At 63.0% G+C, this 12,643-nt stretch carries 14 protein-coding genes and 1 tRNA gene; 6 read left to right on the top strand and 9 right to left on the bottom strand.

What is annotated here, in order from left to right:
• Positions 1-118: 118 nt before the first annotated feature.
• From JQ558_RS06715 to JQ558_RS06690, 6 genes are all read right to left on the bottom strand, one after another.
• Positions 119-195 (bottom strand) — tRNA-Arg (locus JQ558_RS06715).
• A gap of 119 nt (positions 196-314) precedes the next feature.
• Positions 315-1,868 (bottom strand): heme peroxidase family protein, encoded by a 1,554-nt coding sequence (locus tag JQ558_RS06710; RefSeq protein WP_212209737.1) that lies wholly within the window; start codon positions 1,866-1,868, stop codon positions 315-317.
• A gap of 189 nt (positions 1,869-2,057) precedes the next feature.
• Positions 2,058-2,327 (bottom strand): hypothetical protein, encoded by a 270-nt coding sequence (locus JQ558_RS06705; RefSeq protein ID WP_212275313.1) that lies wholly within the window; start codon positions 2,325-2,327, stop codon positions 2,058-2,060.
• Between the two features lie 219 nt (positions 2,328-2,546).
• Complete coding sequence (locus JQ558_RS06700) at positions 2,547-3,515, bottom strand: tripartite tricarboxylate transporter substrate binding protein (RefSeq protein WP_212209739.1); 969 nt, start codon at positions 3,513-3,515, stop codon at positions 2,547-2,549.
• A gap of 46 nt (positions 3,516-3,561) precedes the next feature.
• On the bottom strand, positions 3,562-3,933 hold the full coding sequence (locus JQ558_RS06695; protein WP_212209740.1) for a cupin domain-containing protein: 372 nt from the start codon (positions 3,931-3,933) through the stop codon (positions 3,562-3,564).
• A gap of 46 nt (positions 3,934-3,979) precedes the next feature.
• Positions 3,980-4,618 carry an RraA family protein gene (locus JQ558_RS06690; RefSeq protein WP_212293162.1) on the bottom strand — a complete coding sequence of 213 codons (639 nt, stop codon included), beginning with the start codon at positions 4,616-4,618 and terminating at the stop codon, positions 3,980-3,982.
• A gap of 528 nt (positions 4,619-5,146) precedes the next feature.
• Here JQ558_RS06690 and JQ558_RS06685 point away from each other — a divergent pair.
• Complete coding sequence (locus JQ558_RS06685) at positions 5,147-5,764, top strand: hypothetical protein (RefSeq protein ID WP_212293161.1); 618 nt, start codon at positions 5,147-5,149, stop codon at positions 5,762-5,764.
• 171 nt (positions 5,765-5,935) lie between these two features.
• Here the strand turns inward: JQ558_RS06685 and JQ558_RS06680 are convergent, their stop codons facing one another.
• Positions 5,936-6,142 carry a hypothetical protein gene (locus tag JQ558_RS06680; RefSeq protein ID WP_249142365.1) on the bottom strand — a complete coding sequence of 69 codons (207 nt, stop codon included), beginning with the start codon at positions 6,140-6,142 and terminating at the stop codon, positions 5,936-5,938.
• 72 nt (positions 6,143-6,214) lie between these two features.
• Entirely contained in the window at positions 6,215-7,216 is a 1,002-nt protein-coding gene (locus JQ558_RS06675) for a 2-dehydropantoate 2-reductase (RefSeq protein WP_212293160.1), read from the bottom strand.
• Between the two features lie 150 nt (positions 7,217-7,366).
• Between JQ558_RS06675 and JQ558_RS06670 the strand changes: the two genes are divergently transcribed.
• Together JQ558_RS06670 and JQ558_RS06665 are read left to right on the top strand one after the other, a co-directional pair.
• A complete protein-coding gene (locus tag JQ558_RS06670; protein WP_212275304.1) occupies positions 7,367-7,969 on the top strand; it encodes a YidB family protein in 603 nt (200 codons plus the stop codon).
• A gap of 60 nt (positions 7,970-8,029) precedes the next feature.
• Entirely contained in the window at positions 8,030-8,308 is a 279-nt protein-coding gene (locus JQ558_RS06665; RefSeq protein WP_212209745.1) for a GlsB/YeaQ/YmgE family stress response membrane protein, read from the top strand.
• A gap of 51 nt (positions 8,309-8,359) precedes the next feature.
• On the opposite strand, the gene JQ558_RS06660 is transcribed toward JQ558_RS06665, so the two are convergent.
• Positions 8,360-9,142, bottom strand: a complete 783-nt coding sequence (locus JQ558_RS06660; RefSeq protein WP_212276860.1) for an SDR family NAD(P)-dependent oxidoreductase — start codon at positions 9,140-9,142, stop codon at positions 8,360-8,362.
• 277 nt (positions 9,143-9,419) lie between these two features.
• On the opposite strand from JQ558_RS06660, the gene JQ558_RS06655 reads away from it, so the two are divergent.
• From JQ558_RS06655 to JQ558_RS06645, 3 genes are read left to right on the top strand one after another with little or no spacing between them, the layout of a single operon-like run.
• Positions 9,420-10,484 carry an acyl-CoA dehydrogenase family protein gene (locus JQ558_RS06655; RefSeq protein ID WP_212293331.1) on the top strand — a complete coding sequence of 355 codons (1,065 nt, stop codon included), beginning with the start codon at positions 9,420-9,422 and terminating at the stop codon, positions 10,482-10,484.
• Positions 10,485-10,518: 34 nt separating this feature from the next.
• Positions 10,519-11,679 (top strand): acyl-CoA dehydrogenase family protein, encoded by a 1,161-nt coding sequence (locus JQ558_RS06650; protein WP_212209747.1) that lies wholly within the window; start codon positions 10,519-10,521, stop codon positions 11,677-11,679.
• 39 nt (positions 11,680-11,718) lie between these two features.
• Positions 11,719-12,537, top strand: a complete 819-nt coding sequence (locus JQ558_RS06645; protein WP_212209748.1) for an enoyl-CoA hydratase/isomerase family protein — start codon at positions 11,719-11,721, stop codon at positions 12,535-12,537.
• Positions 12,538-12,643 lie beyond the last annotated feature (106 nt).

Raw genomic sequence — 12,643 nt, 5'->3', positions numbered from 1 at the left:
AACCCATTGTAATAGCGTGTACTGGGCGTAATGGCCTTCGTAGTCTCCATTTCACGCCCGAACAGAGTGCGTACGGCGAAAAACGCCTGTATTTATTGGGTTTCTTGCATTTGAGCGTTGGCGATCCCGGCATGACTCGAACATGCGACCTACGGTTTAGGAAACCGTCGCTCTATCCGGCTGAGCTACGGGACCGCGAACCCGCTGAATCGGGCGGGTATCGCGATTCCATACCAGAGCGGAAGCCTGATCGCCAGCCTGCGATCGCGCCGTGATTTACAACGCAATCGCAGGATTCATCGGTGATTTTACCGCTACACCGTCGAAATGCCGTCGATCGGGCTGACATCGCCGACGAACCGCAGCAAATCGGCCATGGTGAAATCGCCCGGCGTCTTCGAAGGCAGCGTCGGCTTCCAGTTCTTGCCCTTGAGCCACAGATACGACTGGCGGTCGCCATGCACGAGGCCGACGAAGACTTCGGCGATGATCGTGGCGCCGACCGGTCCGAGTTTTTCGCCGCCGCCGCGTTGCTCGGCCTCTTTCAGGATGTAGTACCAGAGCGGGGTATGCTCGTGCAGGCCATGCTTCTTGGCCACCGCGCCGTCGGTGCCCTTGGCGATCTCGGCCGAAGTCAGCGGGTTTTTGATCCGCATCGCCTTGGCGACATCCTGTCCCGACGGCAATCCGAGCAGCACGCCGCGCTTCAAATTGCGGAACGGCAGGCTGCCGCCGCCGCCCGGCAGCGTATGCAGTTGCGGCACCACGAACGGATCGAGCTTGCGCGAGGGATTGAGCCTGACGTCAGCGGGATTGGTGGCCAGCACTTCAAAGTAGCGCCGCCAGTCGATGATCCAGTTGCTGGACAGCAGTGGCAGCGGTAGCGGCGGGGTCGGCGGATTGGGCGCGAGATCGCCGATGATGCCGCCGGACAGTCCCGTGAACTTGAACAGCAGGTCGAGCGTGGCCGGGATTCCGCCGCCGCCGGGCGTGAAGATGCGGTTGTGGCTGTAGACCTCGCGCACCATGCTGTGGCCGATCCGGTAGGCGGCCGCGGAAAACTCGACCGGCATGTAGGGCGTCTTCCTGAAGCGGTAGAAGCGGCGGCCCTGCTCGAGGATTTTTGCGACGATGCCTTTTTCGGTGATGCGCTCGACGAAATCGTGCAGCACCATCCACTGATAGTGCCAGGTCACGATCTGGCGTGCCTCGGCAAAGATCTCGCCGACCGGCGTTCCCTTCGCCGCCAGCTGATCGCACACCTTGTTGTGGAATTTCAGCATCGCCAGATGCGTCTGCGCGACGACGAGGTTTTCATCATTGCGGTGATCGCCGATCAGCGCAAAGCCTTCGGGACTGCGCGGCAGATCGTTGCGAAGATCGCCGGTCACGCCACCGAGCGGCACGTTGATCGTCTTGCCGATCAGGAGTTTTGGACCCGGCGTCTTGCCGTCGAGGTCGCCGGGATTGCGCGCGTAAAGCTGCCGGCTGCCATCTGGACCGAGACCATAGACGTTGTCCAGATCGAGCGCCGGCGTGCGGAAATTTTCCACCGCATTGGGATCGGCCTCCTTGTCGCCGAACGAGGTCAGATCGAGCGTGATGTCGTGATCGACGAACTGCCCGAGATAGGTGAAGCCGGCCGGCACCTTGGTGTTGTTCCCGGCGGGGTCGCCGGGGTTCGGGTCTTTCATCGCGTCGGCGAGTTCCTGCAGCGGCTTGTCATCGACCGCCAGCGGATCGAGGGTCGGAAACATCCGACCGAACATGCCGGGATCGTCGTGCCCGGAAAGCGTATCGAGAAATTGCCTTGTCGGATGACGGCCAGCTTTGCCATGGCCGGGCTGGACATTCACTTCTGTTGCCATCACGTTTCTCCAATCAGGAAAATGCTGCGAGGAGAGGGGCGCCAGTTGAGTCGTCTCAGTTCCTTAAAATGCGATTCGAAATTTCAGCATTGCCCCTCTGGGTGAGTGACAACAGCTATAATCCCATAGATTGTGGCTGATTGTTGCGTGGTTCACACTTCGCCGCGAAGTTTGCTGCGTCAATAGCGCTCAGGTGATTTCGAACTCTTTGCGGATTTCGGCGTCGGTGTAGAAGCAGATGCCGCCGTCGAGATCGTGGACCAGCCACTCTCCGAGATAGACGATCTGCGCGCCGCTCCGTCGCTCGTGTCGAAGCTCGAGTTGTCCGTCGTCGCCGCGTTGAAGCGAGCAGCTCGACTGCACCCAGCTCGGCCATTCGTACAGCGGCTGCCCGGTGAACTGCCAGGCGATCAATGCCGTATTGCTGGGACGGGGCTTCAACGTGAGTGTGCTGTTCACAACGATCTCCGAAACGGTGACTTTCGTAGTCTGACAACGCGCGGAAGCCATAAAGGTTGGCGCGGTTCCCGGAACTTCGCCACGAGTCGACCGCTTTTCCTATGCGTCTTTGGGATAGTCCGGGATCATACGGGCACGTTGCGGCAGCCGCCGCAGCCGCCCCTGCCAGGCGGGCCGCCGGATCGCGTCCCGAAAAATCAGGAAGATGAATACCGGGCCTTACGCCTTGATGTTGTTCTCGCGCACGACCTTGCCCCAGGCGCTGACCTGCTTGGCGAAGAACGTGCCGAAATCCTTGGCGTCGGCCAGCAGCAGCGTCATTTGCTGCGTTTCGCGCAGCTGCGCCGCGACCGCGGGCTCGCTCAGAATTTCGCGGACCGGCTTTGCGAGGCCATCGATGACATCAGGCGGCGTACCCTTGGGCGCAAAAATGCCCCACCAGGCCAGCGTCTCGGAATCGGGGTAGCCGGCTTCGATTCCCGTCTGCGTGTCCGGGAGCGATGGCATCCGCTCGCGCCCCAGCTGCAGGATGGGGCGAAGCGTATTGGTCCCCAACTGCGCCATGATCAGCGCCGCCGATCCCGCGATCAGGTCGACGTGTCCGCCGAGCACGTCGTTCATGGCCGGTCCGCCGCCGCGATACGGCACATGCGTGATCTCCACGCCGGCCTGCTTGGCGAGCATCGTCATCGCCAGATGGCCGAGGGTGCCGATGCCGACGGAGGCGTATTTGATCGAGCCGGGTTCTTTCTTCGATGCTGCAACGACATCGGCAAAATTCTTGAACGGCCGGCTCGCGTTCGCCGCGATCACATAGGGCGCGGTGCCGACGAGGAACACCGGCACCAGATCCTGCTCGACGTCGACCTGCGGCTTTTCGAGGATGGCCGGGATCACCGCATGCGAATCGAAGGTCACCAGAAACGACGATCCGTCCGGCGGGCTTTTCGCGACCTGCGTCGCGCCAAGCGAACCGGCGGCGCCCGACTTGTTCTCCACCAGCACGATACGGCCGAGCTTGGTCTGCAAATGAGACTGCAGCAGCCGCGCCAGCGCGTCGGTCGAGCCTCCCGGCGGGAATGGCACCACCAGCGTCAAGTTCTTCGCCGATTGTGCCAAGGCCAGCGACGGCGCGAAAGTGAATGCGGCCGACGCCGCCAGCATCGACCGTCTCGTGATCTTCTTCATTTCTCTCCCCCTGATTATTGCTGCGTTTGTTTTTTGTTTCGCAGAGCTATTGATTACCGAAACCCGATCCCGGCTTTTTGTACTCCGGCCGCGGCGGGCTGAAGATATCGAGCACGCGGGCACCGTCCGGCCCGGCGCGCATGGTGTGCGGCACGTTTCCCGGCGTGCGCCAGAAATCGCCCTTCTTCACCGCGATCTCCTCTTCGCCCTGTACGCGGATGGCCGAACCCTCGAGCAGCACGCCCCATTGCTCCTCGGGGTGATGATGCAGGGTGCCTTGCGAATGCGGCGCCAGCGTCACCACCGACAGCATGGCCTGCTCGCCGGCGAAGATGCGCGTGGTGAGGCCCGGCGCGAGATCGCGAAACAGGCCGTCATCCGGGTTGTCCAGATTGTGAAACTCGTCCCTCTGACTCATCGTCGCTTCCTCAACGTCAGTTGTCCCAATGTCCGTTGCGTCTCGATCATGATTTGCCGTAGGAGCCCTGATAGCGCCCTTCGCGGATCGCTACCAACGTTTCCTCTTCTCGCCTGGTCTGGGCGCGCACCGCCTCGAGCAACGAAGGTGCGATCGCGGCCGGAAAGGACACCACGCCGTCCTCGTCTCCCACCACGATATCACCCGGCGATATCACCGACCCGCCGATCGAGACCGGCACGTTGATCTCGCCGGGGCCGCTCTTGTAGGGGCCGCGATGAATGACCGAACGGGCAAAGCACGGAAAGTCGGACGCGGCGAACGCGGCAACGTCGCGGATCGCGCCGTCGATCACATAGCCGGCAGCGCCGCGATACTCAGCGATGTTCTTCATGATCTCGCCGACCAGTGCCCGGCTCTCGTCGCCGCCGCCATCGACCACAATCACGTCGCCGGGTCCAACCAGTTCGAGCGCCTTGTGAATGGCCAGATTGTCGCCCGGCCGGGTGCGGACGGTAAAGGCAACGCCCACGAGCCTGCTGCTGCGATGGAACGGCCGCAACCCCACGGCGCCCGGCAGCCGGGCAAGGTTGTCGCTGATGATCGACGTCGAGGCGCTCCTGAATGCCTCGATTAAGTCAGACGCCGGCTTTGGCACGCTATCCATGGCAATGGTGACGCTCATGCAGTTGGTTTCCCCTGATGCTTCTTCTTGTTCGCGGACATCTTTGATAGCGCTAAACTCAGGCAATCAAATACCTTTTTGCACAGATTGGTATGCCCAAATTCTATTCCATTGGGCTGTATCGGAATCGGCATCGCAGGAGATCGCCGGAAAATCGGGCGGCCGGTCGAGCGGATTTTCATCAGATGTGAACTCGCCCCTTCATTGGTGCACGATGTTCGGCGAAACCGCGCCGGGCCGGCGCTGGGAATAAATGGCAAAGTCCTGCCACAATGCGTCAACAGGGGTGACTGCGGCGCAAGCCGCCTCCGGCCGGCTTCCGCCCAACGGTCCAAACCGCTTTCGCGTTGAATTTCCAGAATAAATTCCAACGCACCGCCGGTCGGTTCCATCGATCACAGGCAAGAAATCAGCGCTGGAAAATCAGCGGGTTCCGGGGGTGACAAGCCCTGTCAAAATGGCGACAATCCGTTTAATCCATGACCGCAAATCAACTTTGGAACTCGCGTTGTTGAGGAAACTCCGTCCGTGATTGCGTCACTATCATCGCTGCCCGCTATCGCAGCCGTCGCCGGCCTCGTCGTGCTGGGCCCGGTGCATGCGCATGCGCAGTGGTGGCGCGGCACGCCGGTCGATTTCGAATCTTGCGCTGACGCCGCCGAGAAGGCGAAGACCAAGGAAGACAGGACGTCAGCGCTTGCCGAATGCAACGCGAAGTTCGCCGGCCGCCGCAAGCCTGGCGGCGGCTACACCTATTACGACTTCATGCAGGACCGGACCTTCGACATCGCGGGGCCCAACCCGACGCCGGAAGAGCAGAAGAAGATCGACCAGCAATATACCGCCTATCTCGAAAGCCAGCGCCGCAGCAACATCGCGGCGGCCTTGACGGCCAAGCAACAACAGCAGCAAGAGCAAGAATCGCAGCGCGCCGTGCAGCAGGTGGCGTTGCGAACCGAGGTCGAAAGAATCCCTGTGCCGGTGGCAAGCCCGGTCAAGCAGGCCGCGCGCATCAAGGCTTCCAACTGCAAGAAAGATTCCTTCTCCTGCGAATGGCCGCGACTGTCGCAAAGCATCGACGATCTGAAGAAGCTGTTCAACCCGACGCCGAGCAACCCGCCGCCGGCCAAGCCGAAGCGGGGCTGATGTATTCCGTCGTCCCGGCGAAGGCCGGGACCCATACCCACCAGCGATCGTTGTTTTGCAGGCTGGTTATTGTCTTCCTTTTCCAATAACACGAGCCGCGGCGTATGGGTCCCGGCCTTCGCCGGGACGACAACATCAATCCGCAATCACCCTCGCATCAACACGATCAGTTCACCGGGCGCGCTTGGTCCGGCGCGGCGGCTTTAGCACTGGCGCGACCGGTCTGTGGGCACGCGCCGCGGCGGCCCGCTGCTCCTGCAGCCGCGCCTCATAGCCCGGCGACGGCGTCGCAACGGGCGGCACGGCATACGCGGGAAGCACGGATAGCCAGCCAAGAAAAGCGGCGATCGTCAGAGAGGCTGTTCGTGTCGGTGTCATGCCGCTTCTCCCAGTGAACGCTCCCCGGCAAAACTCGCGCGCATCGGCGCCATTTCAAGGCAACCAACCGCTTCATCTGCGGATCTGATCCGGTGTCAGCCCCGGCGAACCCTGGCCGGCGGCCTCGGCTTTGCGGATCAGTTCGACGACCCGGCGCGACAGCGGCACGTCCAGCCCGCGCCGCTCGGCGATCTCGGTGATGACGCCCTGAAAATAGTCGATCTCGGTGCGGCGGCCGCGTTGCAGATCTTCCCACATCGAGGAGCGCGCTTCGGGATCGATCTTCATCGTCCGCCCCAGCACGGCTTCGAAGATCATATCCGGCAAACGCAATAAAGGCGGCATCCAGCCCGCCGGCAGCGGCGTCGGCGAAACCGGCTTGATGCCCTCTGCGCGCATCGCCGCCAATCCTTCCGTCACCTGGTCGGCAAACAATCGCCGCCAGGGCCGTTGCGCGAGTTGGCGGCGCAGCGGCAGATCGGCCAGCGCATTGAGCGCGTTGTTGAGATTGAGCAGCAGCTTGCCCCATTGCACGCCGTCGATATTGGCGGTCGGGCGCATGTTCAATCCGGGCACTGAAAGCTTTTCGGCGGTACCGGCGTCGTCCTGTTCGATCACGATGTCGCCCGAGGTGGCGCGATGAAACCGCCCCTCGCCCGCGGTGATCACATTGAACGGCACCATGCCGCCGAGCACGCGCCGACCGGGCAAGCGATTGCGCAGCACCGCAACATTGCCGACACCGTTCTGCAGGCTGACGACAATGACATCTGATGGCGCGTGCCGTGCGATGATATCCGCCATGTCAGCGGTATCGGCGCTTTTGACCGTGACCAGCACAACGCCAGCATCCGCAAAGATCGACGGGTCATCCGACAATTTCAGCGCCGTCGCTTCGATCGTCCGGTCAAAACCTTCAAAGCTCGTCGGCCGCAGGCCTTTGGCCTCGATTTCGGCGATCACGCGCGCTCGTGCCAGCAAGGCGACACGACGGCCGCCGGCCGCCAGCATGCCGCCGACGAAGCAGCCGATGCTGCCCGCGCCCGCCACGCCAATCGTTCGGCCTGCGTTCATCTTCAATTGTCTCTATTGCCGGCCCTTCGATAGCAGAACCGGCACCCGGTGCCTATCGAAGGCGCAAACGCTTATCCGGGCGCGCCTTGTAACCGTCATGGGCCACCGTTATGTTTCGCCCGGGGGCTGACCACGCTGCAGGAGACCACCATGGGTTTACTCGACATACTCAACGGCATGCAGAACGGCCCGCGCGGCCCCGGCAACCCGAACGCGCAATCGGACAGCAAGGAGGGCATGTCGCCGATGACCATGGCGATCCTGGCCCTGCTGGCCTGGAAAGCCGTGAAACATTTCGGCGGCAGTCAGCCCGGTGCAGCGCCGTCGACGCCTTCTGCCCCGCCGAAACTGCCCGGTAACGTGACTGCGGGCCTGCCCGGCGGCCTGGGTAACGCCATGGGCGGAGGCGGCCTCAGCGATCTGATGAAGGGCGGCCTCGGCGGCTTGCTCGCGGGCGGCGCCGCCGGCAGCATCCTCAGTGGCGGTCTCGGCGACCTGCTCAAGCAGTTTCAGGAGAAGGGCCAGGGCGACGCGGCGAGTTCATGGGTCAGCAACGGCCCCAACAAGGAGATCGCACCGGGCGATCTCGCCAGCGCGCTCGGCGCCGATCAGATCGAATCGCTGTCCTCGCAGACCGGCATGTCGCGCGATGATCTGCTGCAGGGTCTCAGCCAGTATCTGCCCGACGTGATCAATCACCTGACGCCGGACGGAAGGCTGCCGGACGAGAACGAAATCTCAGGCCGGCTTTGATACCGCGGCGCGCTCGCGCGCCGCATTCTCCCTCATAGAACATTGCAAAGGACCATCGCCATGGGTGGCATTATCTGGGTCATCGTCGTCGGCTTTGTCGCCGGAATTATCGCGCGCCTGCTTTCGCCCGGCCCCAACAACCCGAGCGGCTTCATCCTGACCACGGTGCTCGGCATCGCCGGCGCGTTTCTCGCGACCTTCATCGGCCAGGCGATGGGCTATTACAGCGCCAACCAGGGCGCCGGCTTCGTCACCGCCACCATCGGCGCGCTGATCGTGCTGTTCATCTGGAATCGGCTGGTCGCCAGCCGCGTGATTTCGGATCCGGGTAACAGATAGAAAAACTATCCGTCGTCCCGGCGAAGGCCGGGACGACAAATGATTGCATCCTCACAAAACCAAATGCATCCCCGCGTCCATGCGCACGAATTCGCCGGTCATCTGTCCCGACGCCGGCGAGGCGAGGAAGCAGACCAGTTGCGCGATATCCTCGGCCGTTGAGGCCGTCTTCAGCGGCACCTTCGCAATCACCGAATCCCGCACCGCCTTGGCGCCGGCCTCGCCGCGGCCCTTGGTGAACCAGGGCGTATCGATGTAGCCCGGGCATACCGTATTGACGCGGATCAACGGCGCCAATGCGCGCCCCAGCGATTGCGTCATGGTGTTGAGCGCGCCCTTGCTCGCGGCATAGGCGACCGACGAGCCGCCACCGGAAATGCCGGCCACCGACGACACGTTGACCACGGCGGACGCCCGCCCGGCGGCCTTGGCGCCCGCTTCGAGCTGCGCGCGCGCGGCGCGGATCATCTGGAACGGGCCGATGGTGTTGACGGCATAGATGCGCTGGAAATCTTCCGCCGTCAGATCATCCATCTTGTCGTGCGGCACATGCTTGGTGGTGCCGGCATTATTGACGAGGACGTCAAGCCGTCCCCAGGATGCGGCAGCCGCGGCGATCTTCTTGCAGTCCTCGTCGCGCGAGACGTCGCCCTGCACCACGATGACTTCGGCGCCCGCCGTGCGGCAGAGGTCAGCGGTCGCTTCGGCCTCGGTCTTGCTGTTGGAGTAATTGACGACGATACGCGCACCGCCCTTGGCCAGAATGGCCGCGGTCGCAGCCCCAAGGCCGGATGCCGAACCCGTTACGATCGCGCACAAACCATCCTTCGACATCCGCATTTCCTCTTTTTGTTTTGAAACTTTGTTCGAGCCTATTTCCGCGTCTACCATATCGCGCGGCAAAGTCCCTGCAAATCGAGGAAATCCGTCGCGCGGAATTTATTCTTCGCCTGTCGCTCTGTATGCCGCCGCCGCAGGCGGCCCTGCGGGCAGCGCTTGTCAGGGCTATGGCTTTTCCGCATCATAAAGCGCAAGAAAAGACCGCACCTGAAGCCGGCGGAACAGCCGGGCCCAGTGCCAATAGACTGAGCCAATCAAGATGAGGAACGCTGTGGCGGAGAGTGAGAACATCGTTGCCGAGACCGCGGAGAAGATCTTCGCCGATCTCGCCGACGCCCAAACCATCAATCGCGACAAGAACGGCGCGTGGAAGGCCCCGCTCTGGCAGGCGCTGAGCGAATCCGGCCTGCCGCTGTCCTGGGTGCCGGAGGATTGCGGCGGTTCGGGCGCGAGCCTTGCCGAAGGCTTTTCCGTTCTCAGCGCCGCCGGACGTTTTGCGGTCGCGGTACCGCTGGCCGAAACCATGCTGGCGGGATGGCTGCTGGCGCAGGCGAAAATCTCCTCGCCCGACGGCGAAATGACGGTCGCGCCCGCAAGCCCGAAGGACCGCATCACGCTCAATGCCGATGGCAGCCTGTCGGGCAAGGCCCGCGGCGTGCCGTTTGCGAAAGCCGCCAAGCACATCGCGGTTGTCGCCGGCGATGCCAAGGGTCTCTCGATCGCGCTCGTTGAAGCCGCCAAGTGCCGGATCGATTCCGGCCTCGGCCTCGGTGGCGATCACAGCGACACCGTGACCTTCGACAAGGTGCAGCCGGTGACGACCAAGCCGGCGCCGAAAGGTTTTGAGCAGACCCATCTGATGCTGATGGGCGGCGTCGCCCGCTCCCTGCAGATCGCCGGCGCGCTGGAATCGATGCTGGAAATTTCCGTCCGCTATTCCAACGAGCGTGTCGCCTTCGAGAAGAAGATTTCGAAATTCCAGGCGGTGCAGCACAATTTGGCGCGGCTCGCGGGCGAGTCGGCCGCGGCGCTGGCTGCAGCGACTTCGGCCGCAGATGCCATCGCCAACGCCGCTTCATTCAACGACGAAGTGTTCCTCGAAGCGGTATCGGCCAAAATCCGCTGCTCGGAAGCAGCTGAAAAGGGCGGCGGCATTGCCCATCAGGTGCATGGCGCGATCGGCTTCACCAGCGAGCACATTCTGCATCGCTACTCGCTGCGGGCGCTGGGATGGCGCGACGATTTCGGCTCGGAAAGCTACTGGGCGGTCGAGCTTGGCAGACTGGTGGCCAACCGCGGCGCCGATGAATTGTGGCCGCTGGTGGCCTCGCGCTGATTTTCTCAACCGTTTGCCTGCATAGAGACGCACCATGACCGCAGCCCTCCGTTTCGATCCGATCCGCCTGCCGCCCGAATGCGAACAGCTTCGCAAGGAAGTGCGCGCCTTTCTCGCCGAGGAGATCGCCGCCGGCACCTTCGATCCGCACCAGCCCAACCGCGAAGACACCGACGCGCCGGAATTCTCCCGCCGGGTCGGCGCCAAGGGCTGGCTCGGCATGACCTGGCCGAAGAAATATGGCGGCCATGAGCGCTCGTTCCTCGAACGCTATGTGGTCACCGAAGAGATGCGCGTCGCCAACGCGCCGACGCGGCGCTTCTTCGTTGCCGACCGTCAGAGCGGCCCGGTGTTGCTGAAATACGCGCCCGAGAACATCAAGATGGACATCCTGCCGCGCATCTGCCGCGGCGAGGTCTGCTTTGCCATCGGCATGAGCGAGCCCAACTCCGGCTCCGATTTGTTCGCGGCCAAAACCCGCGCCACCAAAACCGACGGCGGCTACCTGATCAACGGCACCAAGATCTGGACCTCGTCGGCGCATATCGCCGACTACATGATCGCGATCTTTCGGACGTCACCGCCCACGAAAGAAAACCGCCGCCACGGCCTGACGCAGTTTCTGGTCAAGATGAAGCAGCCGGGCATCGAGGTGAACCCGATCCAGCAGATCACCGGCCAGTACGAGTTCAACGAGGTTGTTTTCACCGACTTCTTCGTCCCCGAAGATCACGTGCTCGGCGAAGTCGACGGTGCCTGGAAGCAGGCAACCTCGGAGCTCGCCTATGAACGATCCGGCCCCGAACGTTTTCTGGAAACCTATTACGTGCTGACCGAACTGGTCCGCGCCGTCGGCAACAACCCGGATACCCGCAGCGCCGAAGGCATCGGCCGCCTGGTGGCGCAGTTGCACACGATGCGGCGCATGTCGGTGTCGGTGGCCGGCATGCTGCAGGCCGGCAAGGAGCCGGTGGTGGAAGCCTCCATCGTCAAAGACATCGGCACGGTGTGGGAACAGGCGCTGCCGCACCGGGTGCGCGACCTCGCAGCATTCGTCGAGGAAACCGCCACCAACCGCGAGACGCTGGAAAACCAGCTCTCGTTCGCGATCAAGACCGCACCGAAACTGACGATCCAGGGCGGCACCACCGAAGTGCTGCGCGGCATCATCGCCCGCGGGCTTGGTTTGCGCTAGCGCGCGGCCTGGCTTGCGTTCATTCAACGAGGAAACAAAATGGCAAAATACACGGATATCGGCGTCGAGAAGCACGGCCATGTCGGCCTGATCGAAATCCAGCGGCCGCCGCTGAACTTCTTCGACATTTCGCTGATCAACCAGATCGCGGATGCGCTGGAGGAATTCGATCAGGATATCGAGATCCGCGCGTCGGTTCTTGCCGCCCAGGGCAAGGCGTTCTGCGCCGGCGCCAATTTCAGCGATCCAAAGCGGCAGGAGCAGGAAGCCGCCGAGGCGGCAGCAGCCAAAAAGGGCGATCCCGCCGACAGCCTCGGTTCGATCAACAGTCTTTATCTGCACGCGGTGCGCATCTTCCGCGCCAAGAAGCCGGTCGTCGCGGCGGTCCAGGGCGCAGCCATCGGTGGCGGCCTTGGTCTTGCGGTATCGGCTGACTTCCGCGTCACCTGCCCGGAGGCGCGCTTTGCCGCCAACTTCACCAAACTCGGTTTTCATCCGGGCTTCGGGCTGACCACGACGCTTCCCGAACTCGTCGGCAAGAACAACGCGGAACTGATCTTCTACACCAGCCGCCGCATCACCGGCGAGGAGGCCACCAAAATGGGCCTCGCCAACCTCTGCGTGCCGCAGGATCAGGTGCGCACTGAGGCCATGAAGCTCGCAGCTGAAATCGCCGAATGCTCACCGCTCGGCCTGCTCTCGACCCGCGCCACCATGCGCGCCGGCCTCGCCGACCGCGTGCTGGCCGCGACCAACCACGAACTCGCCGAACAATCCCGCCTGCGCGCCACCGAAGACTTCAAGGAAGGCGTCAAGGCCACGGCCGAGCGAAGGGTCGCGAACTTCAAGGGGCGGTGATCTCTTCTTCCTTCTCCCCTTGTGGGAGAAGGTGGCGCGAAGCGCCGGATGAGGGGTCTCTATCCTCACCCGCATCTTACCGTGAGGAGAGAACCCCTCACCCGTC

The organism is Bradyrhizobium sp. AUGA SZCCT0160, assembly GCF_018130105.1.
Lineage (GTDB): Bacteria > Pseudomonadota > Alphaproteobacteria > Rhizobiales > Xanthobacteraceae > Bradyrhizobium.
The sequence above is the reverse complement of the archived record's forward strand: the minus strand, read 5'-3'. Positions and strand labels throughout refer to the sequence as shown.